The sequence below is a fragment of the Mesorhizobium sp. WSM4306 genome (assembly GCF_007003975.1).
Lineage (GTDB): Bacteria > Pseudomonadota > Alphaproteobacteria > Rhizobiales > Rhizobiaceae > Mesorhizobium.
Genome location: NZ_VFTC01000049.1, coordinates 1 through 24,020, shown reverse-complemented (window position 1 = coordinate 24,020; position 24,020 = coordinate 1). Strand labels below are relative to the sequence as shown.

Here is a 24,020-nt window from a genome sequence, read left to right as displayed (position 1 = left end):
GGCCCCTGTGCAATACAGGACCCAGCCCTTAAATCTACCAGCTCAATGAACCGTCCAACTTTACGGGGTCAGTTCACTCGTCCGGGGCTTTTTGTTGGGCGACACGGGCATCACGTTCCCGTGAGGCGCGAAACTTGAAGCACGTGAACGACGTGTCTCATCCTGTATCCCCCAGGACGTTAACGACGGATCACCCCTCATTCGAAAAGTGTTTCGCTGGAGCCGCATCCTCGTGACTTAGGTCGCGGGGCCGTTGGTGCCGGGTAAGCCGACATACCTCGTAAGTATTTGTTTCTATTATATTTTTTACACCCGTTTTCGAAACTTTCCTTCCGCCGCCGCGTAACTCTCCCCGACAATCGAATCAACAATTGTCGCAACGGAAGGGTTCTCCAATGGCACAGTCCATCCTCAAAGCTCTCTGCATCTCGGCCGTCCTCGCGGCTTCCGGCCTCACCGCCACGACCGTCTACACATTCGCCAACCCCGCCGTCGGCGGCGCCGCGATGTCGACCACGAAGAACATCGTCGAGAATGCGGTCAACTCGCCGATCCACAAGACCCTGGTGGCAGCCGTCAAGGCCGCCGGTCTTGTCGACACGCTGCAGGGCGCCGGTCCGTTCACCGTGTTCGCGCCGACCGATTCCGCCTTCAAGAAGCTGCCGGCCGGCACCGTCGCCACGCTGGTGAAGCCGGAGAACAAGGACAAGCTGACCAAGATCCTGACCGCGCACGTCGTTGCCGGCAAGATCTCGGCCAAGGACATGATGACCAAGGCCACGGCGATGGGCGGCAAGTATGAAATGAAGACCGTTTCCGGCGACACGCTGACCGCCGAGGTCAAGGGCGGATCGCTCTACATCGTCGACGAATCCGGCGGCGCCGCCAAGGTGACGATCGCCGACGTCAACCAGTCGAACGGCGTCATCCACGTCGTCAACAAGGTGCTGTTGCCGAAGTAACGGCTTCCGGTAACGGGATCACGGCAAGTCGTTAAGGCTTTCTCGGCTTGCCATCCCGCCTCGTAACGAGGTGCCATGTGTTGCGGAAGCCGCCTTCGACACGACCGGGGTCCTGCTTGTCCTTCGCAGGGCCCCGGTTTGGTTTTGGACGCGTTACGCTGTGGTCGACGGATCGCTAACTGCCGCGCGACCACATGAACATCGAAGCCTTGCGGGGCTCGCTCATCGGACGATTGGTGCTATAGGGCGGATCACGCTATTTTGAACGGCGCACGCACCCGGCTGCCACTCTTCGACGGACCTCGCCATGGACGGACCCAACCCAGACATCAAGCACCCGATCCCGATGCACACCCGCGTCGGCTTCCTGAAGCCGCTAGTCAGTGCGCCGAATATCGAGATCGGCGACTTCACCTATTATGACGATCCGGACGGGCCGGACAAATTCGCCGAGCGGTGCGTGCTGCATCACTATCCATTCATCGGCGATAAGCTCATCATCGGCAAGTTCTGCGCCATCGCCGAAGGGGCGCGTTTCATCATGAACGGCGCCAACCATGCGATGTCCGGCTTCTCGACCTATCCGTTCAACATTTTCGGCCATGGCTGGGAGCACGGCTTCGATCCGAAAACGTGGTCTCAGGAAGTGCGCGGCGACACGATGGTCGGCAATGATGTATGGATCGGCATGGATGCGGTGATCATGCCCGGCGTGTCGATCGGCCATGGCGCCATCGTGGCGGCGAAATCGGTGGTGACGCATGACGTGCCGGCCTATGCGATTGTCGCCGGCAATGCGGCAAAGGTGGTGAAGATGCGCTTCGACGACAGGACCGCGCGGCGACTGCTTTCAGTGGCATGGTGGAACTGGCCCGTGGACAAGATCGGCCGCAACCTCAATGCCATCAGGGGCGCCGATATTTCCAGGCTGGAGGCAGCGGTTTGAACGCGTTGGGCAATACTGACATCGGCGTCGAGCTGTTCACCAAAGGGTGGATATTCATCCGCGGCGTGCCGGCGATGAAATTCCTGCCGCCGGAAGGGCCGCCGGAAATCGCCTTTGCCGGCCGCTCCAATGTCGGCAAGTCGTCGCTGATCAATGCACTGGTCGGCCACAACGGGCTGGCGCGCACCTCAAACACGCCGGGGCGCACGCAGGAGCTCAACTATTTCGTGCCGGGCGGGTTTTCCGGCGAAGGCACCGACCTGCCGCCAATGGCGCTGGTCGACATGCCGGGCTACGGCTACGCCAGCGCGCCGAAGGAAAAGGTCGACGACTGGACCAAGCTGGTCTTCGACTATCTCAAGGGCCGCGTGACGCTGAAGCGCGTCTATGTGCTGATCGATGCCCGCCACGGCATCAAGGCCAAGGACGACGAAGTGCTGTCGCTGCTCGACAAGGCGGCGGTGTCCTACCAGATCGTGCTGACCAAGACCGACAAGATCAAAGCGGCGGGCGTGCCGAGGCTGATCGAGGAGACGCTGCTGAAAATCAAGAAGCGGCCGGCGGCGTTTCCGTTCGTGCTCGCCACATCATCGGAAAAGGGCGAGGGTCTCGAGGAATTACGCGCGGCGATCGTGCTGGCCGCCAATGGCGGCTGAACAAGCCGACTAGACTAGGGCTTCGCCTCCAGGGCGATCAGCTGGTGGCTTTCTTCCTCGGCAAGCTGTTCGGTGCCGTAGTACTTCAGGAACACGTCGACGCCCGACCTGACGATGTGGTCGATTTCATCCTGGCTCGGCGCCTTGGTGCGGTAGGCGAAGATGCACTGGCGAAACAGGCCGGCCAGGCACAGTTCGGTGAACTGATAGGCGGCAAGATCGACATCCTCAATCTTGAGCAGGCCACGGTCGACGGCGGCATTGAGGAACTGCGCCACCCTGTCGTGGCCGCGTTTGGGGCCGCGCTCATAAAACCGCGCGCCCATGTCGGGTATCCTGTCGGAAGCGCCGATGACCGTGCGCTGCGCCTGGATCACCTTGGCCGAGGTGATCTTCATCGACAGCACCTTGCCGAACTTCACCAGCGTCTGGCGCAGGTCGTCGGCGCGGTCGAGCATGTCGTACATGTTCTTGAAGATGGTGCCGCGCTCTTCCTCGATCAGCGCCTCGAACAGCTCTTCCTTGTTGGCGAAGTAGACATAGATCGTGCCCTTCGAGACGCCGGCCTCGCGGGTGATATCGTTCATCGACGCCGCTTCGAAGCCCTTGTCGATGAACACGCGACGGGCACCCTCGATGATCTGGCTGCGCTTGACCGGATCCTGGCCCGCTGCCGGGCGGCCGCGACGCGCACTGTCCAGCGCATCGCACAGGTCAATGTCAGCATCGGGTAGCGTATCGGCCATCAAAGTCACACCTCGCAAAATAATTCGAACCGACCGGTTCGATTGCCTCTTGATATGGGCCCACTTTAACGCTATGTCAACGTCCACATCGAACCGAACGGTTCAGTATAACACGATTTCCTTATATAGCGACAGTAGCGAGATATCATGTCCTCGAACACCCCAACCACGACCGCCGAAGTCCGGCCTTTCCCAACTGCCAAGGTGTCGCCGGTCATCGAAGCTCCGGAAGCGCCTCCCAAGCCTGCCGCCGAAGTTCTGGCCGAGACCCCCGCCAAGAAGAAGCGATCGGCACGCTCGCTGATGCTGCCGATTGTCGGGCTTGCGCTGCTGAGCGCCGGCGCCTGGTATGGCTATAACTACTGGACCGACGGCCGGTTCCTGGTCTCGACCGACGACGCCTATGTCCAGGCCGACATGTCGTTCGTGTCGCCGAAGATTTCCGGCTATGTCGATAAGGTCGAGGTCACCGAGAACCAACAGGTCAAGGCCGGCGACCCGCTGCTGACCATCGATGACGGCGACTACAAGATTGCGGTCGCCCAGGCCGAGGCGCAGATCGCCACGCTGACCAAGACGCTCGACCGCATCGATGCGCAGACCAGGGCGGCGCAGGCTTCGCTGCAACAGGCGCAGGCGCAGAAGGTCGCCGACCAGGCAGCCGCCGACAACGCCGCCCGCGCCCAGCAGCGCGCCGCGCAGCTGGTCAAGACGCGGGTCGGCACGCAGGCACAGCTCGACGACGCCCAGACCGCTCTCGACCAGGCCAATGCAGCCCTTGTCGGCGCCGATGCGCAGATCGCCGCCGCACAGGCCAATATCGGTGTGTTCGAGGCGCAGCGCGCCGAATCGGCCAGCACGCTGGCCTCGCTGCAGCTGAGCCGCGACAAGGCAGCGCGCGATCTGTCCTTCACGGTGCTCAAGGCGCCTTATGACGGCGTTGTCGGCAACCGCTCGGTCGAGCAGGGCGACCTCGTCAGCCCCGGCCAGAAGCTCGCCGTCGTGGTGCCGATGGACAAGCTCTATATCGTCGCCAACTTCAAGGAGACGCAGCTGGCCAAGCTGGTGCCCGGCGAGAAGGTGCGGATCTCGGTCGACGCCACGGACGGCCATGATTTCGAAGGCACGGTGTCGTCGCTGGCGCCGGCTTCGGGCGCGGTGTTCTCGCTGCTGCCGCCGGAAAACGCCACCGGCAACTTCACCAAGGTGGTGCAGCGCGTCCCGGTTCGCATCGAAGTGCCGGCCGATGTGCTGAAGGCGGGCAGGCTACGCGCCGGCCTCAGCGTCATCGTCGCCGTCGACAGCCGCACGGCTCCGGCCGCGGCGAACTGAGCGGCCGCCGGGAGAGAACGCCATGGCAACCGCAACCATCACTGCCGGAGCCGTGCCGGCACCTGCCATGCCGGCGGTGCCGACCACCATCTCGACGCGCCGCCTCATCGCCTTCCTGGCGATGGTGTTCGGCATGTTCATGGCGATCCTCGACATCCAGATCGTCTCGGCCTCGCTGGCCGAGATCCAGGCCGGCCTGAGCGCCAGTTCCGATGAAATCCCGTGGGTGCAGACCGCCTATCTGATCGCCGAGGTCGTGATGATCCCGCTGTCCGGCTTCCTCAGCCGGATGCTGTCGACGCGCGTGCTGTTTGCAGGCGCCGCGGCGGGCTTCACGGCGGCAAGCGCGCTGGCGGCGACCGCCACCAACATCGACCAGATGATCGTCTACCGAGCCATCCAGGGCTTTATCGGCGGCGGCATGATCCCGAGCGTCTTCGCCGCCGCCTTCACCATCTTCCCGCCGTCGCGCCGCGCCATGGTGTCGCCGATGATCGGCCTGGTGGCAACGCTGGCGCCGACCATCGGCCCGACCGTCGGCGGCTATATCAGCCATGCCCTGTCGTGGCACTGGCTGTTCCTGGTCAATGTCGTGCCCGGCATTCTGGTGACGGCCGCGACCTGGTCGCTGATCGACTTCGACAAGCCCAATCTCGGCCTGTTCAGCAAGTTCGACTGGTGGGGCCTTGCCGGCATGGCGGCTTTTCTCGGCTGCATGGAATATGTGCTCGAGGAAGGTCCGAACCATGACTGGCTGCAGGAACAGGCAGTGTTGATCTGCGCTATCATCATGGTTGTCGGTGCGGTGCTGTTCTTCTGGCGCGCCTTCACCGCCGAGGAACCGATCGTCGATCTCAGGGCCTTCACCAACATCAATTTCGCCTTCGGCTCGCTGTTCTCCTTCGTCATCGGCATCGGCCTCTATGGGCTCACCTATCTCTATCCGGTGTTCCTGGGGCGCATCCGCGGCTACGATTCCTTGATGATCGGCGAGGCGCTGTTCGTCAGCGGCCTGGCGATGTTCGTCACCGCGCCGATTTCCGGCATCCTGTCGAGCAAGATGGATTTGCGCGTCATGATGATGATCGGACTGCTCGGCTTTGCCGCCGGCACCTGGTGGATGACGCATCTGACGGCCGACTGGGATTTCTACGAGCTGCTCATCCCGCAGATCCTGCGCGGCTGTTCGATGATGCTGTGCATGGTGCCGATCAACAACATCGCGCTCGGCACCCTGCCGCCGGACCGGCTGAAGAACGCATCGGGCCTGTTCAACCTGACCCGCAACCTCGGCGGCGCCGTCGGCCTTGCCATCATCAACACCGTGCTGATCGATCGCAGCGCGTTCCACTATGCAAGGCTGGCCGAGCATGTCGAATGGGGCAGTGCCGCGGCCCAGCAGAAGCTGCAGAACATGACGCTCGACTTCCAGCAGACGCCTGGGCTCGACGCCACCAAGGCGGCGATCTCCAAACTGTCGGGCATGGCCCACCAGCAGGCGTCGCTGCTGTCGTTCATGGACGTGTTCACCATGCTGACCGCCCTGTTCGCGATCATGGCTGTTTTCACCATGGTCATCTCCAAGCCGGCGCCGCCTGCGGGCGGTGGCGGCGGAGGCCATTGAGCGCGCCGGACCCCCCGCCTGGCGCCCTCATACATGACCCCGGAAATCACCCCCGATTTCCGGGGTCATGCTTAAGCATCAATCGCTTTCAATTGCTCTTTGTGGTGGCCCCGGTGGGCCGAACCATCTTGTCAACGCGTCGGCCAGTCCCGCCGATGTCGGGCCACCGACCCAGGCCACATAACCGTCGGGCCGAACCAGTACGGCGCCGGGAGCTTCGACCGAACCCAGCACAGGCAGCTCCCATGCACCATCATAGCTGGCGTCGAACGGGCGAACCCGATCCGCCCATGGGCCGATGTCGAAAGCGCCCGGCTGGCCGAAGTTGAGCAGCAACGGTCGCGCATCGTGCAGCAGCGCAAAGACCCGCAGTGGCCCGTCGGCGGTGACAAGGTCGAGATCCGGCATGCGACGTCCCAGCAATTCGTGGCCCTCGCCGAGATCGTAGCGGATGTCCAGGCCGGACATCATGCCCGCAAAACGCTTGCGCGGCTCTTCCATGGCGAGAAGATCGGATACCATGTCTCGCAGCGCCTTTATGCGCTCGTCTTCACGACGCAGCACGACCGCCGCCATGGTGTTTTTCAACACACGCGCGGCAACCGGATGACGCTCGGCCTGATAAGTATCAAGCAGGCTTTCCGGCGCCGTTTTCCTGACCACCTGGGCGAGCTTCCATCCCAGATTGACCGCGTCCTGCACGCCAAGCTGCATGCCCTGTCCGCCGTCCGGCGGATGCACGTGGGCGGCGTCGCCCGCCAGCAGCACCCGCCCCTGGCGGTATGACGCTGCCTGCCGGACCATATCGGTGAAACGGGACAACGATGCGGGATTGTGGACGCCATAATCGGTGCCGTAGACGGCAATGAGCGCGTCGCTCAGATCGCGCAGCACGGGCGGCGCGACAGCCCCGACCTCGCGTTCGGTCACCATCACCCGCACCGTCCCGTCGTCCAGTCTGCTGAGACCATGAATGCCTGTAGCATCGCGGTGGATGCCCCAGTTCGGCTCCTCTGTTACCTCGACCTCGCCAATCAGGTTGCTGGTCGTCGGATCCGAACCCGGGAACTCGATGCCCGATGCCTTGCGCACGAAGCTTCTGCCGCCGTCGCAGCCGACGAGGTAATCGGCACGAAGCGACCGGCCATCGCTGAGCGCGACATCGACGCCGCTGTTATCCTGCACGAAAGCCGTCACCTCGCAGCGACGGTGGATCGTGACGCCAAGCTCCTCGACCCAGTCGGCAAGGATGCGCTCAATATGCTTCTGCCACAAAGCGAGCCCGTAATTGTGGCGGGTGGGAAAGTCGCTGATATCGAGCGAAACGCCGGCAAAGCCCGCGACCTGGGCAGTCCGCCCTTGCGCCAGAAACCGGTCGGCAATGCCGCGCTGGTCGAATATCTCGATGGTTCGTGCGTGCAGGCCGCCGGAGCGCAACCCGTCGAGCTCCTGTCCAACGCGCCGCTCGACGATGGCGGCATCTATGCCGGCCAAGGAAAGCTCGCCGGCCAGCATCAGTCCGGTCGGCCCGCCTCCGACGATCACCACGGGATGGGAGACTTGCGACCGGTCGGCATCAGCACGGCCGGACGATTTGCGCTCGCCTTGGCGAGCCCGTTCTTCAGTTCGTTGCATAGGTTCTGGCCCTCTCATCAAGGGCTGCGGAATCTACGCATAAAAAGCCGTCTGCCAATTCTTGAAATTAAGGGTTTTCGCCCCATTTCAAAGGTAGTAGGCGGTTGTCACGCCGCCTCCCAAATTCCCGACATCGCCAAGAGATGCTGAACGGTCAGGCAGTGGCCGGCTTGAAGCTGAGCGCGACGCCGTTGATGCAGTGGCGCAGGCCGGTCGGCGCCGGGCCGTCGTCGAAGACATGGCCGAGATGGCCGCCGCAGCGGCGGCAGTGGACCTCGGTGCGGGTCATGCCGAGCGAACGGTCCTCGGTCTTGCCGACGGCGTTGGCAATCTCCTGCCAGAAGCTCGGCCAGCCGGTGCCGGAATCGAACTTGGTCTCCGAGGGATAGACCGGCAGGTCGCAGCCGGCGCAGGCGAAAATTCCCTTGCGGTGCTCATTGAGCAGCGGGCTGGTGCCGGGATACTCAGTGCCTTCCTTGCGCAGCACGTTGAAGGCTTCGTCGGACAGGATGGCGTGCCACTCGGCGTCGGTCTTGGTGACCTCGAAAGTTTCGGCTGCCCTGGCGGTCTGGGTTCCGCCCATGCGCAACGTTGCCGCCGCGCCGGCCACTGCAGCGATGGCGGCGCCGCTCAAAAGCAAATCTCGACGGTTCATGAGAGAAATCCTCCTGCAGGTTGTTTTGCCAAATCTGGCCGCCACTGGAAAATCAAAAGCCGGTGACGGTGGCCTCTGCAAACGAACGCTCCACACCGGCTCCGCGCTTGTAGCGGACGGGATGGAGCGCTCGGTCGTTTGCGCGGCCCACCGGGCGCGGGCCGTGCAATCTGCAGGGAGCCTTGACCAACTGTTCGTCGGCGGCAGGCGTTTTGTTACATCTTCGGCAGCAGAACCTTGTCGATGACGTGGATGACGCCGTTGGACTGCTCGACATCGGCGATTGTCACATTGGCGACATTGCCGTTCTCGTCGGTGACGGTGACCTTGCCGCCATCGGCCTTTAGCGACAGCTCGCAGCCGCCGACCGTCTTGACCTTGTGGGTGCCGCCGTCGGCCTTGGCCATCGCGGCGACATCCGCGCCCATCGCCTTGGCGCCGACGACGTGACAGGTCAGGATCTTGGTGAGCTTGTCCTTGTTTTCGGGCTTGAGCAGCGTCTCGACCGTGCCGGCCGGAAGGGCTGCAAAGGCGTCATTGGTCGGCGCGAAGACGGTGAACGGGCCGGCGCCCTGCAACGTCTCGACCAGGCCGGCAGCCTTGACGGCCGCGACCAGCGTGGTGTGATCCTTCGAATTGACGGCGTTCTCGACGATGTTCTTGTTGGCGAACATGGCGGCGCCGCCAACCATCGGATTCTCGGCATAGGCAGCGGTGGCGAGGGCGGAGACGGCAATGGTACCGGCGAGCAAAAGGGTGGCGATTCTACGCATAATGTTTGAACTCCTCGGGTTATTGGTTCCTCTTTCGGAACATGAGGAGATACGGAACAAAACTGCTTGAGTTTCCGCGCGTCTGGAAAAATTGTTATTTATTTTGTCGGGGAATTAAATTTTCGGGGATCGAATTGTTAATTTTCACCACTGCGCCCAAAACGAAAACAGTGAAGATATACTTCCGCTGTTCTTATGATCGCGTCATGACCTTGGGGTCTATCAGATACCCTTCAGATCGCCCGCCGCAACCACCGGTCCGGTCGGCTGTCCGGTCGGCGAACCGCCTGTCGGCTCGACGCTGACGGCGAGCACGGCGCCTTGCGCCAGCTTCTGCTGCACGGCCGGGGCAACCGGGATATGCGCGGTCTGGCCGGCGGGAATGACGCCCATCGAGACCGGCGCATTCTTGCCTTCGATCATCCACAGCTCGAAGTCCTTGCCGGCGGCGCGTTCGCCCGACACCAGCGACAGGCCGACATCGCGGCGTGCGGCGTCGTAGACGACGAGGTATTTGACATCGCTGCCATCGGCAGCCAGAGACGCGACAAGGCGCTCCTGCGGCACGACGACCGGCGGCCTGACGTAAGGCACGGCGACGTAGAGCACCAGCGCCGCGAGAGCCGCTGCGGTGAGGCCGCGCCAGAAGGCAAGGCTCGCCCAAAGGCTGCCGCTCGGCGCCGCAGTAGTCGACGCTGCGGTGGAGGAAAACAGCCGGCGATCAATAGCCGGCTTGACGGTGGCCGGCGGCTCGACTTCCGCATAGGCGGCGGCCATCGGCGAAAGGTGAACCTCCCAGGAATCGACGAGACGAGCGAACCCGGTCTCCGCGTCGATACGTCCGGAGGCTATCTGGCGTTCGTCCGCCGGCAGCACACCGAGAACGTATTCGGCTGCGAGCAGGTCGTCGCCTCCACGTTCCGGTCCATTTTCTTCTGCGAGCGTCATCTTTCCAGACATTCTCTAAGTTTCAACAGGCTGCGCCGCAGCCATGTCCGCATCGTGTTCAGCGGAACCTTGTGACGTTCCGCCAGGTCGGCGTAACTTTCGCCGTTCAAATAAGCCCCCCGGACGGCCTGCGCCCGGTCTTGTTCCAACTCTTCGAGGCACTGGTAGATGCGCTCGGATTCGCCGCCCGCAACAACCATGGCCTCAGGCCCCGGACCCGGGTCAGCCACGTCGAGCGCGGCATCGATATCGGCAGCAGGCTTGCGCCGCGATCGGATGCGATCAATCGCATGATTGCGCGCTATGGCTACCAGCCAGGAGATTGGGCTGAGATCAGAAACGACGAACCGATCCGCCTTCGTCCACACTTTGACGAAGACTTCCTGCAGCGCTTCTTCCGCATCTCCGCGATCCCTCAATACACGAAGGCACACGCCGAAAAGTTTCGCGCTGGTCTGCCGGTAGAGCAGATCGAACGCGGCCCGATCCTTCATCGAAGTCCGGACAATCAGTGTAGAGATGTCCTGCGGCGTCATGCCGACAAGCTAGGCGATTGCGATTTATTTGCAAAGGCAGAATTGTTGTTCTCAACGCAAACGTCGTCCCGGCCGGATCGTCAGTAATTGTCGGTTTGTTGCCAAGGAAATCCGCTATCTTTAGCCTCAAGCCGCTTCTCGGGCAATTGATGGACAAGAGCCTGTGGTTCACCCATTGGCCGACGATACAGAATGTCAGCGGCCAGCCGTCGATCGCACTGCCTGTCCACGTTACCGATGCCGGCTTGCCGCTCGGCATCCAGGCCGTCGGCCGTCCCGGCGACGAAGAGACGCTTTTGTCGCTGGCCGCGCAGATGGAAAAGATTTCAGGCTGGCTCAAGCGGCGGGCGCCGCTGAAGGTGCCGGGCTAGATCCGAAGTCTCCAGATTTCATCATTATGACAGCAAAGCTGTTTGCGACCCGCGCCAATTCCCGCTAAGACGCCGCCGTTCACACCAAGCTGGGATCGATACCGATGACGGACATCGCCGCCACCGCCGAAATGCAGGCCGCCCTGCTGTCGCGGGCGCTTCCCTATATGCAGCGCTACGAGAACAAGACGGTGGTGGTGAAATATGGCGGCCATGCCATGGGCGATATCGAACTGGGCAAGGCCTTCGCCCGCGACATCGCGCTGCTGAAACAATCCGGCGTCAACCCGATCGTCGTGCATGGTGGCGGGCCGCAGATCGGCGCCATGCTTTCCAAAATGGGAATCGAATCGAAGTTCGAAGGCGGTTTGCGCGTTACTGACCAGAAGACGGTCGAGATCGTCGAGATGGTGCTGGCCGGCTCGATCAACAAGGAGATCGTGGCGCTGATCAACGCCGAGGGCGAATGGGCGATCGGCCTGTGCGGCAAGGACGGCAACATGGTGTTTGCCGAAAAGGCGCGCAAGACCATGATCGACCCGGACTCCAACATCGAGCGGGTGCTTGATCTCGGCTTCGTCGGCGAGCCGGTCGAGGTCGACCGCACGCTGCTCGACCTGCTGGCGCGCTCCGAAATGATCCCGGTGCTGGCGCCGGTGGCGCCCGGCCGCGACGGCCATACCTACAACATCAATGCCGACACTTTTGCCGGCGCCATTGCCGGCGCCTGCCAGGCGACGCGCCTTTTGTTCCTGACCGACGTGCCCGGCGTGCTCGACAAGAACAAGAAGCTGATCGACGAACTGACCGTGGCCGAGGCCAAGGCGCTGATCAAGGACGGCACGGTGTCGGGCGGCATGATCCCCAAGGTCGAAACCTGCATCGAGGCAATCGAACGGGGCGTAGAAGGCGTCGTCATTCTCAACGGCAAGACGCCGCATTCGGTGCTGCTCGAACTGTTCACCGAACACGGCGCCGGCACGCTGATCGTGCCCTGAACCGTAGCTGGCCGCAGCCAGCCGATCAGGCAGCCAGTCTATCAGTCGGTTTGCGGTAGCCGGGCGATGACCTTTATCTCGAAGTCGAAGCCGGCTAACCAATTGACGCCGACTGCCGTCCAGTTGGTATAGGGCGGTTCGCCGAACACCTTCAGCCGCACGGCATCGATCGCTCCCCACTGAGCGGCCGGATCGGTGTGGAAGGTGGTCACGTCGACAATGTCGTCGAACGTGCAGCCTGCTGCTTTCAGCACCGCCGCGAGATTGTCGAAGGCAAGCTGGACCTGCTTTTCAAACACCGGCTCGGGCGAGCCGTCCTCGCGGCTGCCGACCTGGCCCGAGACGAACAGGAAGTCGCCCGAGCGGATCGCCGCCGAATAGCGGTTGATCTCGTAGAGAGCCTGCCGACCGGCAGGGAATATCGCGTCACGTTTGGTCATTTTAACTCCATTCAGACGTGCCAGACCGGATCTCCGGACAATCCACATACGCCCCGTATGCCTGAGATGGGTGCATACGTCGCGTATGTCAATACGCATACGTCACGTATATTTGTGAAATGGCAGCGAGGCCAGTCAGGCGCCGTGCGAGATCGCAGCAACCGCTTCGGCCGGCTTGCGCGGCGGGCGCACGACGATCATCGATTCTTCTTCGGCGTCCTGCGGCGCGCCCCAGAATTCGGCGAGCGTCGGGCCGTCCTTGAGGCGGCGGTCCAGGGCCAAAAAGCCCCAGACCTCGCGGAACCAGACGCGGCGGCCCATCTGCGTGTACCAGCGCATCGAGTGGCGTTGTACGGGATCGGGATGGAACAGGATGCGCGCCAATGCCTTCGGCCGGGACTGCACCGCGACCTCGATCAGCTTGACCGAGAAGAACAGCATCCACGGTTTCAGCCGGGTCATCCGCAGCACCTGGTGCTTGTAGTCCCACAGCCGGGCGTCGGTCTGGATCACCTTGCGGTCCCTGGCGATGCGGAAGAACGGCGTCCAGCGATGCGGGGTGACATAGAGCGCCTGGATCTGGTCGGGGTCATAGGCAAGCAGCTGGCGGAAGCCGCGCCATAAATCGCGAAAGGTCTCGTCCTCGAAGCCGGCAACCCAGGTCGCCATCGACAGGATGCCGTGCTGGCGCAGCAGCCGGATTGCCTCGCGGTCGGATGAGGTGCTGCCGCCCTTGCGGATCAATTGAAGTGTCTGTTCGTCAGTGTTTTCCATGCCGAGCAACCAGCGGATGACGCCGGCCTTGCGGTAGAGATGCAGGATGTCGGCGTCACGCACGATGTCGTCGGCGCGGGTCGAGCCGACGATCAGCACCGGTACGTCCTCGGCGATCAGCGCGTCGAGAAAAGCGCGCCATGCCTTCTTCGAGACTGTCGGGTTTTCGTCGGCGAGGTTGATCAGTTCGACGCCGTGTTCGCGGTGCAGCCAGGCGATCTCTTGGGCAAATTTCTTGGGATCGCGATGCCGCCAGCGGGTCCAGAAACCGCGCTGGCCGCAATAATTGCACAGATGCGGGCAGCCCCTGGAAAACTGCATGACCACGGCGCGCTTGCCGCCCCAATAGCTGTAGCGGCGATGGTCGATCAGCTCCCAGCCGACGCGATAGTCGTCGAGGGTTGCGATGGTGCCGGCCGGACGCGTCGCGAAGGGACGGCCCAGATCGTCGCGATAGGCGACGCCGGCGACTTCGGTCAACGGACGGCGCTTGTCCAGCGCTTCGGTGAGGGCAACGATGGTCGCCTCGCCCTCGCCGCGCACGATGAAGTCGAAAACATCCGTTGCCGCCAGTATGTCGCGCCAGTGATACGTCGGGAACACGCCGCCATAGATCACCAGCGTCGCCGGCTCGAGCGCCTTGACCGTGCGCGCGATGGCAAATGCGGTCGGATGCGCCGAGGTCGAGCCGGAATGGCCGATCAGGATGCAGTCGGGCTGGCCGCTCAAAGCATCGCGTACAAGCGTGTCCAGTCGCATCGGCCCGAATTCGGCATCGACCAACCGCACCTCATGGCCGGCGTCGAGCAGCGGGCCACCAATTGCCAAAAAACCGAGCGGCGGCAGATGGTCGTCAGGCACGCGGCTGCCGATGGCGGTGTGCGGCGGATTGATCAGCACGATGTTCATGACGGACCTCAGCAAATCGGTCCGCATGGCGTAGCCGGCGTTTCAGATCGGCAATTGGGCTCCGTTCAGCAGTTTGCGTGCAGCTTTTCGGCAGAAATGGCGACGGCCGTGTTCAGCGCCGCAGATGCGCCAGCGGCACGTGGCCGGGGCCCTTGATGTTCTGCAGCACCAGTTGCGTGTGGACGTCGCGCACGCCGGCGAGCCGCATCAGCCGGTGCATGACGAAGGCGTTGAGCTCGTCGACAGACGGCACCATGACATGCAGCAGGAAATCGTGTTCGCCGGTCATCGTCCAGCACGAGGATACCTCGTCCATGCGTTGCACGGCGGCGATGAAGGTTTCTGGCGAACCGTCGCTGTGGCTCACCAGCCGCACCTCGATGAACACCTCGACCATCAGGCCGACGGCGCGGCGGCTGAGCACGGCGGCGAAGCCCTTGATGATGCCGGCCGCCTGCAGCGCCTCGAAGCGGCGCGCGCATGGCGTCGTCGACAGGCCGATCTCCTGCGCCAGTTCGGATACGGGTTTTCTCCCGTCGCGCTGCAGGACGTCGAGCATCTTGATCTCGAAATCGTCAAACTGAGGCATTTTCACTCTCCTTCAGCTTTCGTGTGGTGACTTTTACCTCAAATCCTTCCTCCAAGCCATCATCAAAGCTGAATTGCCTCGCCGGCTGCCGCTAGATTCAGCGAACAGATTCGAAGTGTCATGATCAGGGGAGAAGAACCATGACGACGATGAGCGTTGCCGAGTATGCCCGTGATTGCGCGGCCCAAGGCCTGCGCGGCGACTATTCGGTGTGCCGGTCCGACTTCACCGTAGCGCAAGGCTATGACTACAGCGCCAAGGAACAGGCGGTGTGGCGCACGCTGTGCGATCGCCAGACCAAGCTGACCCAGAAACTGGCGCACCACTCCTATCTCGACGGCGTCGCCACGCTCGGCCTGCTCGACAGGATCCCGGATTTCGGCGCGGTCAGCGAGAAGCTGCGCAAGCTGACCGGCTGGGAAATCGTCGCCGTGCCCGGCCTCATTCCGGCCGCGCCTTTCTTCGACCATCTCGCCAATCGGCGTTTTCCGGTAACCAACTGGCTGCGCACCAAGGAAGAACTCGACTACATCGTCGAGCCGGACATGTTCCACGACTTCTTCGGCCATGTTCCCATCCTGACGCAGCCGGTGTTCGCCGATTTCATGCAGATGTATGGCGAGAAGGCCGAGAGCGTGATTGCGCTGGGCGGCGACGAGATGATTACCCGCCTTTACTGGTACACCGCCGAATATGGCCTGATGCAGGAGAAGGGTCAGCCGCTGAAAGCTTTCGGCGCCGGGCTGATGTCGTCCTTCACCGAATTGCAGTTCGCCGTCGACAGCAAGGATGCGCACCATGTGCCTTTCGACCTCGAAACGGTGATGCGCACCGGCTACGAGATCGACAAATTTCAGCGCGCCTATTTCGTGCTGCCGTCGTTCGACGTGTTGCGCGATGCGTTCCGGACCGCCGATTTCAAGGCGATCGTTGCCCGCCGCAAGGGGCAGCCCGCGCTCGACCCGGCGACAGTCTAGCTCCCGGGGCCGCTCTCAGGCGTCCGGCCCCTCGGCCTTCAGTCGCGCCAGCTGATCGCGTTGCAGGTCGAGTGCGGCGTGGACGAAGCGCGATATGGTGGCCAGTTCCGCGTCGCTGAAGGTGGCGACGACTTTCTCGCCTTCCCGCGCGATGGCGCCGTAGTAGCGCGCCGACAGCTCGCGCGTCGCCTCGGTCGCCTCGATCACCACCTTGCGCCTGTCCTCGAGACTGCGCGTCCGGGTCAAAAGCCCGCGCGCTTCCAGCCGGTCGATCAGCGCGGTCACGGCGGCCGGCGTCAGGCCGGTTGCGATCGCGATGGCGCCGGCCGATTGCGGGCCGCCGTAAAGCAGCCCGATGCAATGGCGTTCGGCCATATTCAATCCAAGCCTTGCCCCCACTGCTTCATCATAGGCCTGCGTCGCGTCTTGCCACTGCATGATGGTCAGGCCGATGGCCGTCGTCATATCCTCGCGATTCTGGCTTGACGAATTTACTTCGATCATCTAACTATCAATCTGTCTAACATTTAGACCATTGCATCAATATGCGGCTCCAGCCCGGACATAGCAAGGACTCTGCCGCCGACAAGGAGTGAAAAATGAGCTTGATTCAACAGCGCGCGCCGCTCTCCCATGAGGAAGAGTACAAATACGCCGAGATGGCGATGAAATGGTACGGCTGGGGCTCGCCCATCGGCCTCGGCATCCTGCTGGTGGCATTGGCCGCCGCGGCTGTGCTCGTGCGGGTCGCCGTCTACGGTCTCTAAAGGCTGTTCCATCCGATGGGCTCGGGATGCCTTTATCTTCCGCTTGAGCGTGATCCTTCTGAAAACCGGCTTTCAAGGATCCTGGTCCCGGCCAGATCAGAACCCACCCAAAGGCGCGCCAGGGCGGCGCCGGCAGCAATCCTGTCGGCGCCATCCGCTTTTTGGCGGTCAGGCGGTGATGACTTCGTCACACCGTGATGACTGCGTCACACGGTGATGATCTTGCTGAGATGATCACCCAGCCGGCAGGCAAGCGCGGTGATCGTCGTCGTCGGGTTGCATTCGCCGGAGGTGCAGAACACCGAGGAGCCGCCGACATAGAGATTGTCCATGCCGTGCACCTTGCAGTTGGCGTCGACCACGCTCTTGGTCACATCCGTGCCCATGCGCGTGCCGCCCATATGGTGGTGGCCTGCCAGTTCCTCATCGGTTGGGTAGTCCTGGCCATTGGCAAGCCAGTCCATGATGCGGACGCGGCCGAGGTCCTTCTCGATCAGCGTCGTGCCGAACAGTTTGAGCCCCTCAAGGATGGTGCGGCGCTCCAGCGGCGACTTCTTCCAGTGCAGTTCAATGCGCGGCACGCCGGCATGGTCGACATCGGTCTTCGACAGTTCGATCCGGTTCGAAGCCAGCGGCGCCTGTTCCCAGGCGACGTAGAGCTGGGCGGCGCAGCGCAGATTCTGGCTGAGTTGGTAGGCTACCCACTCAGCGGCGTCGGGCGCGGTGCAGGCGAGGTCGGCAATCAGGCTCTTGACGCCGGCATAGGGCGTCTCGATCAGGCGGATGCCGAAATTCATGATCTGCAGCCGCTCCATGGCGGCAAGCGTCGGCGAGAAGAAGGCCTCGTTGACGGCGTCGACCTCGAACTCGCTGTAGTCGGCCAGGATGGCATTGCCGCCCTCGAAAGTCGGATGCTCCATCCAGTAGCGGCCAAGTGCGGCGGCGTTCGGCACCACGCCGCCGTTCGAGCGCTGGTTCGACCATAGAAGCAGCCGCGAATTCTCCAGCCCGCCGGTGCAGACGATGAAATAATCGGCGCTGAAGGTGCCGGCATCCTGGCCGTTCGACCATAGCCTGGCGCCAGTCACCCGCTTGCCGTCGCCGGCAAGTTCGGTGGCATAGGTGTTAAGCACGACGGCGATGGTCTTGCTCTTGTCGAGTTCGTCGGCGAATTTCTCGCCAAAGCTCACGGCCGGGCTCTTGATCAGCTGCACCCAGCGTATGTCGTCCGAAATCGGCACATCGGGACGGAAGTCCGGAAGCTCGAGGATGTCATGCACCTCACTCAGATAGGGCTCGATGTCGGCGCGGCTGATCGGCCAGCCGGTGTCCGGCGCCCACGCCTTGGGCTCGAAATCCTGGCTGTCGAGCACCCGGCACCAGCCGGCCCAGTGGTTCGACGAGCCGCCCATGAAGCGCAGCCGGGTGATATCGAGGTCGAAATAGTGATCGCCGACCGTGGTGCCGCGGTAGAAATCCTGCGATTCGTCGCTGAATTCGCGCGAGCCGGCTTCCAGCACCACGACCGGAATGCCGGCGGCGCCAAGCTTCCTGGCGATGGTGGTGCCGGCAGGGCCTGAGCCGAGGATACAGACCCTGGGTGTGAAATCCGAGGCGCCATACGCCTCATAACTGTCGAAGATCATGCCAGGTCGCTCCGCTTCAGGATCCAGCCATTGACCTCGACGATCTCGTCAGGGTCGGCATGGGGGCGGTCGCTGTCAGGCAGCTTGCGAAATAGCTGTAACGCCGGCATCGCAATCAGCGCCTGCACGATGGTGCGGCGCGATATTTTCTTGATGAAGAAGCTCATGACACGTCTCTCGATGGGGGCTTCGATCCACGCATGGCGTTCCCTGAACGGCACACGTGCCGGCCAGACAGGCCATTTCCGTGCCAGTCCTAGCCGGTAAACAGCTTACAACCGGGTAAACGGCGTGGTTGCGTGACAACGATGTTAGCAAATCCTTAGCGAGCATGAGCGCGAGCCTCAGGCGGCCTCGGAAATGTCCCGGTCGAGGATCGACAAATTGCGGCCACGGTGCTTGGCCTCGTAGAGCCGGAGGTCGGCAGCGCGCATCAGTTCCGAAACATTGGCATCCTCACCGCAGGTGATGCCGCCAATGCTGACGGTCAGCGGCACAGTCCGCTCGTCGACCGGGCGGAAGCGGATCAGCTCGACTTCGCGGCGGATGCGCTCGGCGACGCGCCTGGCCTCCGCGCCGGTGGCGCCGACCAGGAAGGCGCCGAACTCCTCGCCGCCGATGCGGCCAAGCACGTCGCCGCTGCGCACGCCACGCTCGATGGCGCTGGCGATCAGCAGCAGCGCGTCATCGCCGGTCAGATGGCCGAAGCTGTCGTTGATCGCCTTGAAATGGTCGGCGTCGATGATCAGCAGCGCGCCGCGATCGGATTTACGCCGCGAGCCGTCGAGCGCGGCAAAGAAGCTCTCGCGGTTGAGCATGCCGGTCATGTCGTCGCGGCTTGCCTTCTCCGACAGGCGCCGGTGCGCGGCGGCGAGCTGGGCATGCGCGCGGGCAAGGTCGCGATGCGCGCCTTTCAGTCTGTCGCTCTGCCAGAAGGTGTTGGCGCAGGCGATCCAGGCGAGCGCCAGCGGGCACACCGTCGACGTCAGCCAGATGGTGCGACTGACCGGAAAACCCATGGCGGGAACGACAATAAGCGTCAGCAAAAGCGAGACGGCTACCGAGCCGAACGCGACAGCGGCGGACTTTAAAAGTATGCGACTCATCGCTTGCTCCCACTGAACCGTCTCTGTGCCAGCAAGCCCTGAAGGCCACCTTTCGGCGATGGCTAAAATTTGAATGGTGAGCCCATTTTTACAACTCTAGATGCGTATAGGTTGTGGATAAGCCTGCCATCAGAAAGGGGTTCGAACGGCAGATGTTTCGTGCCATAAGGACGCCATGACCACGTCGCCCGATCCTGCCCGCTTTGCCCATGTCACCGACTGGGTGTTCGACCTCGACAACACGCTCTATCCGCACCATTCGAATCTGTTTTCGCAGATCGACGTCAAGATGACGGCTTATATCGGAGAATTGCTGACGCTGCCGCGTGACGAGGCGCGCAAGCTGCAGAAGGAGCTCTATCTCGAATATGGCACGACGCTGAACGGTCTGATGACGCGCCACGGCATCGACCCCGACGACTTCCTCGAAAAGGTGCACGATATCGACTATTCGTGGCTGGTGCCCGATCCGGTGCTCGGCACCGCCATCCGCCAGCTTCCCGGGCGCAAGTTCATCTTCACCAATGGCGATCGCAGGCACGCCGAGCGCACCGCGCGCCAACTCGGCATACTCGACCATTTCGACGATATCTTCGACATCGTCGCCGCCGGACTGACGCCGAAGCCGTCGCGCCAGACCTACGAGAAGTTTGCCGAACTGCACTCCGTCACCGGCCACAATGCAGTGATGTTCGAGGATCTCGCCCGCAATCTGGAGGTGCCGAAATCGCTGGGCATGACCACGGTGCTGGTAGTGCCGCGCAATTTCGAGCCGACCTTTGCCGAGATCTGGGAACGCGACCCGGCCAATGAGGACGACGTCGATTTCGTCACCGACGACCTTGCGACGTTTCTCACGGCGATTGTGGAGGGGGTAGAGGAATTGGAGAACTGAGGAATTGAGGAACTGAGGAACTGAGGAACGATCCGGCCCCCTTTTTCCTCAATTCTTCAGTTCTTCAATTCCCCAGTTCTCCAATTCTCCAATTCCCCACCAACCCTACTCCCCTAACTTGTAGAACCGGCTGATAATCCCCCACGCTTCGTCGGCGGTGTCGACGAAGTCGATGATGTCCTGGTCACCGGGCGTGATAGTGCCCTGTTCGGCCAGGAAATCGAGATCGATCGCCCTTTTCCAGAACGCCTTGCCGAACAGGATCACCGGCACGCGCTCCATTCGGCCGGTCTGGATCAGCGTCAGCGTCTCGAAGAACTCATCCATGGTGCCGAAGCCGCCCGGAAACACCGCGACGGCCTTGGCGCGCATGACGAAGTGCATCTTGCGGATGGCGAAATAGTGGAAGTTGAAGCACAACTCCGGCGTCACATAGGCGTTCGGCGCCTGCTCGTGCGGCAAGACGATGTTGAGGCCGATCGACGGCGCGCCGACATCGTGGGCGCCGCGATTTCCCGCTTCCATGACGCCTGGCCCGCCGCCGGTGACGACGACGAATTCGCGATAATAGGACGTGGCCGACTGCTGAGCGCAGAGGCGGGCGAATTTGCGCGCCTCCTCGTAATATTTGCTATTTTGCTCGAGGTTCTTCTTCTGCGTCTCGTTCTTGGCCGCCCAGGCCTCGCCGCCGGGCTCGGGAATGCGCGCGCCACCGAACAGGATCACCGTCGATCGGATGCCGCGCTCGGCCAGGATCATTTCAGGCTTCAACAGTTCCAGCTGCAACCGCACCGCACGCAATTCGCGACGCGTCATGAAGTCGGGATCGTTCCAGGCGAGACGGTAGGTGTCGGCACGCGTCTGCGGCGTGTCGGGCACGCTTTTCGAGCGCTCCAGATCCTCGTCCGAATGCGGTAGCGGCGTCCACCCCGCCTTTTCCATAGGAGTCATATGCTTTTATCCGTCCCAACAGTTCACTTGCGCCGTCCCGTGGCGCACGCGCGATTGACCCCCAATACGCCTTAACATAAGCAGGTTCCGCAAAAGTGTTCGGCGGTTTTGCGACAAGAACCTGCTACATGCAAAGACCTAGGCAGGCAAAGCCTGCCAGGGGTCCGCGCGATTTTCAAAACAGGTTAAGGCGATGGCCTTAACAGCGTGGTAACGGAGCAAATACATGTCGAAGCCTGATCTGGCGAGCCTCGAAAAGGCCATCGAGAAGGCCTTCGAGGAGCGCGACACGATTTCGACCGCGACCCGCGGCGAAACGCGCGACGCCATCCAGTCCTCGCTCGACTTGCTCGACCGCGGCACGGTGCGCGTCGCCGAGCGCCAGGCCGACGGCAAGTGGCATGTCAACCAGTGGCTGAAGAAGGCGGTGCTGCTCTCCTTCCGGCTCTATCCCATGGAGATCATCAAGGGTGGCCCGGGCCAGGCCGTGTGGTGGGACAAGGTGGCGTCGAAGTTCGACGGCTGGAGCGCTGTCGATTTCGAGAAGGCCGGCTTCCGCGCCGTGCCGTCGTCGATCGTGCGCCGTTCGGCCTATGTCGCGCCGGGCGCGGTGCTGATGCCGTCCTTCGTCAATGTCGGCGCCTATGTCGACAGCGGCACCATGGTCGACACCTGGGCCTCGGTCGGCTCCTGCGCCCAGATCGGCAAGAACGTGCATCTGTCGGGCGGCGTCGGTATTGGCGGCGTGCTGGAGCCTATGCAGGCCGGCCCGACCATCATCGAGGACAATTGCTTCATCGGCGCGCGCTCGGAAGTGGTCGAGGGCTGCATCGTGCGCGAGGGCTCGGTGCTCGGCATGGGCGTGTTCATCGGCCAGTCGACCAAGATCGTCGACCGCGCCACCGGCGAGGTCTTTTACGGCGAAGTGCCGCCCAATTCCGTCGTCGTTGCCGGCTCGATGCCGGGCAAGGCCTTTCCGAACAACGAGCCGGGACCTGGCCTCTACTGCGCCGTCATCGTCAAGCGCGTCGACGCCAAGACCCGTTCCAAGACCTCGATCAACGAATTGCTGCGCGATTGATCTTTTTCGCAAACGGACGCACCTTCCGCCGGGGCGACATTCCGTCGCGCCGATTCAGCATGGAGGGGTGACATGGACTGGAAATACCTTCTGACCAGCTTTGACGGCCGCATTAATCGCGCCAAGTTCTGGGCGGCGATCGGTGTTTTTTTCGTGATCGGCGTCGTCGCCTTGATCCTGGACTCGATCCTGGGCACACGCATGGATCTCGGCCGCGGCGCCGAGATCGGTATCATCGGCATCATCGTTTCGCTGGCCTCGATCTATTTCGCCCTCGCGGTTTATGCCAAGCGTTGGCATGATCGCAACAAGTCGGGGTGGTGGACCCTGATCCTGTTTGTGCCTTTTATTGGTGCCATCTGGTTCATCGTGGAATGCGGCATTCTCGAAGGCACTCGAGGCGCCAATCAATATGGACCGGACCCGCTTGCCTGAAAAAACAGACCTCATTTGGCTTTTCTTCAAAACCTCAGGCCGCGTCAGCCCCGGTGCGTATGCGCTGGCCGGCCTGCTTTTGCTGCTTGCCCAGTTTTTCCCGCTTTACCAGTTTGCCAGACTGGAGCCCGGCACCGCAAATAGCCAGGTGTGGGCCACTGTGTTCTGGACCGTTGTGCTGATTTCGACCTGGTCGAGCTTCGCGGTCACGGCAAAGCGTTTCCATGATTTCGGCAAGCCGACTTACTACGCGTTGATCTCTCTCATCATCGGCCCGATTCTTCTTCTCATTCTAGCCTGCTTCAGAAGCGACCCCGGACCCAATCGCTACGGCCGGCACACCAATTCTCCCGCACAAGCCTGAGGGCCGACCGGATATCTCGCCATGCGCTACCGCACGCTTGATCCGAAACTGATCATCGACACCGCCGAGCGGCTGGAAGGGCGCGTCGCCGAGCGTTTTCCCGAGGCGGGCCTGCGCGGCGTCGCCGCCGAACTGGTGTCGCTGTCGCGCGACCTGGCCAAGGCGGCGCAGGCGCTCGAAGCGCCGATCTGGTGGCTGCGCGGCGCCATCGTCGCCGCCGTACTTGCCGGTGCGCTGATCTTCCTGTTCGTCGGCACCATCCTGCCGCTCATCCATATCTCGCAGGCGGACGACGCGGTGCAGTCGGTGCAAGGCATCGAAGCCACGATCAACATGATCATCCTTGCCGTGCTCGGCCTGCTGGCGCTGATCCGCACCGAAGAGCGCATCAAGCGCAAGCGGGTGTTTCGCCAGCTGCATGGGCTGAGGTCGCTGATCCATGTCATCGACATGCACCAGCTGACCAAGGATCCGGCCGCATTGTCTGCCAGTTTCAGGCCGACCGCGCATTCGCCGGCGCGTATCACCAACGCCGCGGACCTCGCGCGCTATCTCGACTATTGCTCGGAAATGCTGTCGATCACCGGCAAGATCGCGGCGCTGTTCGCGCAGTCGGTCAATGACGATGTGGTCATCGACGGCGTCAACGACGTCGAGAACCTGGCATCCAACCTGTCGCGCAAGATCTGGCAGAAGATCACGCTGATCGAAAACCATCCGGCGGTGCAGCCACTGCCGGCGCCAAGCCCGGCGAGCAAAGCGCCGGCTCCGAGGCGCGCGCCAAAGTCGTGACGCAGCGGTGGCGGCGTGCCTGCTTTGTCCAGGCCCTAAAGCCTGTCGCCTTTTAAAGGATTCAGGATTCTCCTTGGTTTGAGTTCGTGATTCATTGCGGTTGAAAGGAGAC

General features: G+C 62.5%; 28 protein-coding genes. 14 read left to right on the top strand and 14 right to left on the bottom strand.

The window, feature by feature from the left end:
• Nucleotides 1–395: 395 nt before the first annotated feature.
• The 3 genes from FJV77_RS31285 to yihA all read left to right on the top strand — a co-directional run bounded on the left by FJV77_RS31285 (nucleotide 396) and on the right by yihA (nucleotide 2,564).
• Nucleotides 396–962: a fasciclin domain-containing protein gene (locus FJV77_RS31285; protein WP_142870192.1), complete on the top strand. Its 567-nt coding sequence runs from the start codon at nucleotides 396–398 to the stop codon at nucleotides 960–962.
• Nucleotides 963–1,269: 307 nt separating this feature from the next.
• Nucleotides 1,270–1,908, top strand: coding sequence for a CatB-related O-acetyltransferase (locus FJV77_RS31280; RefSeq protein WP_142870191.1), 639 nt, complete (start codon nucleotides 1,270–1,272; stop codon nucleotides 1,906–1,908).
• On the top strand, nucleotides 1,905–2,564 hold the full coding sequence (gene yihA / locus FJV77_RS31275; protein ID WP_142870190.1) for a ribosome biogenesis GTP-binding protein YihA/YsxC: 660 nt from the start codon (nucleotides 1,905–1,907) through the stop codon (nucleotides 2,562–2,564). The genes FJV77_RS31280 and yihA overlap by 4 nt, the downstream gene beginning before the upstream one ends.
• A 14-nt stretch (nucleotides 2,565–2,578) precedes the next feature.
• Here the strand turns inward: yihA and FJV77_RS31270 are convergent, their stop codons facing one another.
• The gene (locus FJV77_RS31270) at nucleotides 2,579–3,310 is read right to left on the bottom strand and encodes a TetR/AcrR family transcriptional regulator (RefSeq protein WP_142870189.1); all 732 of its coding nucleotides are present in this window, start codon (nucleotides 3,308–3,310) and stop codon (nucleotides 2,579–2,581) included.
• 147 nt (nucleotides 3,311–3,457) lie between these two features.
• Here FJV77_RS31270 and FJV77_RS31265 point away from each other — a divergent pair, with 147 nt between their 5' ends.
• A complete protein-coding gene (locus tag FJV77_RS31265; RefSeq protein ID WP_142870188.1) occupies nucleotides 3,458–4,642 on the top strand; it encodes an HlyD family secretion protein in 1,185 nt (394 codons plus the stop codon).
• 67 nt (nucleotides 4,643–4,709) lie between these two features.
• Nucleotides 4,710–6,266, top strand: a complete 1,557-nt coding sequence (locus tag FJV77_RS31260) for a DHA2 family efflux MFS transporter permease subunit (protein ID WP_246691442.1) — start codon at nucleotides 4,710–4,712, stop codon at nucleotides 6,264–6,266.
• Between the two features lie 78 nt (nucleotides 6,267–6,344).
• On the opposite strand, the gene FJV77_RS31255 is transcribed toward FJV77_RS31260, so the two are convergent.
• From FJV77_RS31255 to FJV77_RS31235, 5 genes are all read right to left on the bottom strand, one after another.
• Nucleotides 6,345–7,901: an FAD-dependent monooxygenase gene (locus FJV77_RS31255; RefSeq protein WP_142870186.1), complete on the bottom strand. Its 1,557-nt coding sequence runs from the start codon at nucleotides 7,899–7,901 to the stop codon at nucleotides 6,345–6,347.
• Nucleotides 7,902–8,055: 154 nt separating this feature from the next.
• The gene (gene msrB, locus FJV77_RS31250) at nucleotides 8,056–8,556 is read right to left on the bottom strand and encodes a peptide-methionine (R)-S-oxide reductase MsrB (protein ID WP_142870185.1); all 501 of its coding nucleotides are present in this window, start codon (nucleotides 8,554–8,556) and stop codon (nucleotides 8,056–8,058) included.
• A gap of 215 nt (nucleotides 8,557–8,771) precedes the next feature.
• Nucleotides 8,772–9,329 (bottom strand): fasciclin domain-containing protein, encoded by a 558-nt coding sequence (locus tag FJV77_RS31245; RefSeq protein ID WP_142870184.1) that lies wholly within the window; start codon nucleotides 9,327–9,329, stop codon nucleotides 8,772–8,774.
• 222 nt (nucleotides 9,330–9,551) lie between these two features.
• Complete coding sequence (locus tag FJV77_RS31240; RefSeq protein ID WP_142870183.1) at nucleotides 9,552–10,277, bottom strand: anti-sigma factor; 726 nt, start codon at nucleotides 10,275–10,277, stop codon at nucleotides 9,552–9,554.
• Nucleotides 10,274–10,813, bottom strand: a complete 540-nt coding sequence (locus FJV77_RS31235; RefSeq protein ID WP_142870182.1) for a sigma-70 family RNA polymerase sigma factor — start codon at nucleotides 10,811–10,813, stop codon at nucleotides 10,274–10,276. Before FJV77_RS31235 ends, FJV77_RS31240 begins: the two co-directional genes overlap by 4 nt.
• A gap of 149 nt (nucleotides 10,814–10,962) precedes the next feature.
• On the opposite strand from FJV77_RS31235, the gene FJV77_RS31230 reads away from it, so the two are divergent.
• Together FJV77_RS31230 and argB are read left to right on the top strand one after the other, a co-directional pair.
• A complete protein-coding gene (locus FJV77_RS31230; RefSeq protein ID WP_246691440.1) occupies nucleotides 10,963–11,184 on the top strand; it encodes an amidase family protein in 222 nt (73 codons plus the stop codon).
• A gap of 104 nt (nucleotides 11,185–11,288) precedes the next feature.
• Complete coding sequence (gene argB / locus FJV77_RS31225) at nucleotides 11,289–12,182, top strand: acetylglutamate kinase (RefSeq protein ID WP_142870181.1); 894 nt, start codon at nucleotides 11,289–11,291, stop codon at nucleotides 12,180–12,182.
• Nucleotides 12,183–12,223: 41 nt separating this feature from the next.
• Here argB and FJV77_RS31220 read toward each other — a convergent pair whose 3' ends face one another.
• The 3 genes from FJV77_RS31220 to FJV77_RS31210 all read right to left on the bottom strand — a co-directional run bounded on the left by FJV77_RS31220 (nucleotide 12,224) and on the right by FJV77_RS31210 (nucleotide 14,894).
• Nucleotides 12,224–12,622: a RidA family protein gene (locus FJV77_RS31220; RefSeq protein ID WP_142870180.1), complete on the bottom strand. Its 399-nt coding sequence runs from the start codon at nucleotides 12,620–12,622 to the stop codon at nucleotides 12,224–12,226.
• A 135-nt stretch (nucleotides 12,623–12,757) separates the two neighbouring features.
• Nucleotides 12,758–14,305 carry a magnesium-protoporphyrin IX monomethyl ester anaerobic oxidative cyclase gene (bchE, locus tag FJV77_RS31215; protein ID WP_142870179.1) on the bottom strand — a complete coding sequence of 516 codons (1,548 nt, stop codon included), beginning with the start codon at nucleotides 14,303–14,305 and terminating at the stop codon, nucleotides 12,758–12,760.
• A gap of 112 nt (nucleotides 14,306–14,417) precedes the next feature.
• Nucleotides 14,418–14,894 (bottom strand): Lrp/AsnC family transcriptional regulator, encoded by a 477-nt coding sequence (locus FJV77_RS31210; protein WP_142870178.1) that lies wholly within the window; start codon nucleotides 14,892–14,894, stop codon nucleotides 14,418–14,420.
• A 140-nt stretch (nucleotides 14,895–15,034) separates the two neighbouring features.
• Here FJV77_RS31210 and phhA point away from each other — a divergent pair, with 140 nt between their 5' ends.
• Nucleotides 15,035–15,871: a phenylalanine 4-monooxygenase gene (gene phhA / locus FJV77_RS31205; RefSeq protein ID WP_142870177.1), complete on the top strand. Its 837-nt coding sequence runs from the start codon at nucleotides 15,035–15,037 to the stop codon at nucleotides 15,869–15,871.
• Nucleotides 15,872–15,886: 15 nt separating this feature from the next.
• Here phhA and FJV77_RS31200 read toward each other — a convergent pair whose 3' ends face one another.
• On the bottom strand, nucleotides 15,887–16,375 hold the full coding sequence (locus FJV77_RS31200) for a MarR family transcriptional regulator (protein WP_142870176.1): 489 nt from the start codon (nucleotides 16,373–16,375) through the stop codon (nucleotides 15,887–15,889).
• A gap of 95 nt (nucleotides 16,376–16,470) precedes the next feature.
• Here FJV77_RS31200 and FJV77_RS32595 point away from each other — a divergent pair, with 95 nt between their 5' ends.
• A complete protein-coding gene (locus FJV77_RS32595) occupies nucleotides 16,471–16,638 on the top strand; it encodes a hypothetical protein (protein ID WP_185970491.1) in 168 nt (55 codons plus the stop codon).
• 206 nt (nucleotides 16,639–16,844) lie between these two features.
• Here the strand turns inward: FJV77_RS32595 and FJV77_RS31195 are convergent, their stop codons facing one another.
• The 3 genes from FJV77_RS31195 to FJV77_RS31185 form a co-directional block, all read right to left on the bottom strand.
• Nucleotides 16,845–18,284 (bottom strand): GMC family oxidoreductase, encoded by a 1,440-nt coding sequence (locus FJV77_RS31195; protein WP_142870175.1) that lies wholly within the window; start codon nucleotides 18,282–18,284, stop codon nucleotides 16,845–16,847.
• On the bottom strand, nucleotides 18,281–18,451 hold the full coding sequence (locus tag FJV77_RS31190; protein WP_142870174.1) for a hypothetical protein: 171 nt from the start codon (nucleotides 18,449–18,451) through the stop codon (nucleotides 18,281–18,283). The genes FJV77_RS31195 and FJV77_RS31190 overlap by 4 nt, the downstream gene beginning before the upstream one ends.
• A 177-nt stretch (nucleotides 18,452–18,628) precedes the next feature.
• Complete coding sequence (locus tag FJV77_RS31185) at nucleotides 18,629–19,390, bottom strand: GGDEF domain-containing protein (RefSeq protein WP_142870173.1); 762 nt, start codon at nucleotides 19,388–19,390, stop codon at nucleotides 18,629–18,631.
• Nucleotides 19,391–19,565: 175 nt separating this feature from the next.
• Between FJV77_RS31185 and FJV77_RS31180 the strand changes: the two genes are divergently transcribed.
• Entirely contained in the window at nucleotides 19,566–20,285 is a 720-nt protein-coding gene (locus FJV77_RS31180; protein WP_142870172.1) for a pyrimidine 5'-nucleotidase, read from the top strand.
• A 105-nt stretch (nucleotides 20,286–20,390) separates the two neighbouring features.
• Here the strand turns inward: FJV77_RS31180 and FJV77_RS31175 are convergent, their stop codons facing one another.
• Nucleotides 20,391–21,236, bottom strand: a complete 846-nt coding sequence (locus FJV77_RS31175) for an LOG family protein (protein ID WP_142870171.1) — start codon at nucleotides 21,234–21,236, stop codon at nucleotides 20,391–20,393.
• Between the two features lie 226 nt (nucleotides 21,237–21,462).
• On the opposite strand from FJV77_RS31175, the gene dapD reads away from it, so the two are divergent.
• From dapD to FJV77_RS31155, 4 genes are all read left to right on the top strand, one after another.
• A complete protein-coding gene (dapD, locus tag FJV77_RS31170; RefSeq protein ID WP_142870170.1) occupies nucleotides 21,463–22,317 on the top strand; it encodes a 2,3,4,5-tetrahydropyridine-2,6-dicarboxylate N-succinyltransferase in 855 nt (284 codons plus the stop codon).
• 72 nt (nucleotides 22,318–22,389) lie between these two features.
• Nucleotides 22,390–22,752 (top strand): DUF805 domain-containing protein, encoded by a 363-nt coding sequence (locus FJV77_RS31165; protein ID WP_142870169.1) that lies wholly within the window; start codon nucleotides 22,390–22,392, stop codon nucleotides 22,750–22,752.
• A complete protein-coding gene (locus tag FJV77_RS31160) occupies nucleotides 22,730–23,116 on the top strand; it encodes a DUF805 domain-containing protein (protein WP_142870168.1) in 387 nt (128 codons plus the stop codon). The genes FJV77_RS31165 and FJV77_RS31160 overlap by 23 nt, the downstream gene beginning before the upstream one ends.
• Before the next feature lie 21 nt (nucleotides 23,117–23,137).
• A complete protein-coding gene (locus FJV77_RS31155) occupies nucleotides 23,138–23,908 on the top strand; it encodes a hypothetical protein (RefSeq protein ID WP_142870167.1) in 771 nt (256 codons plus the stop codon).
• Nucleotides 23,909–24,020 lie beyond the last annotated feature (112 nt).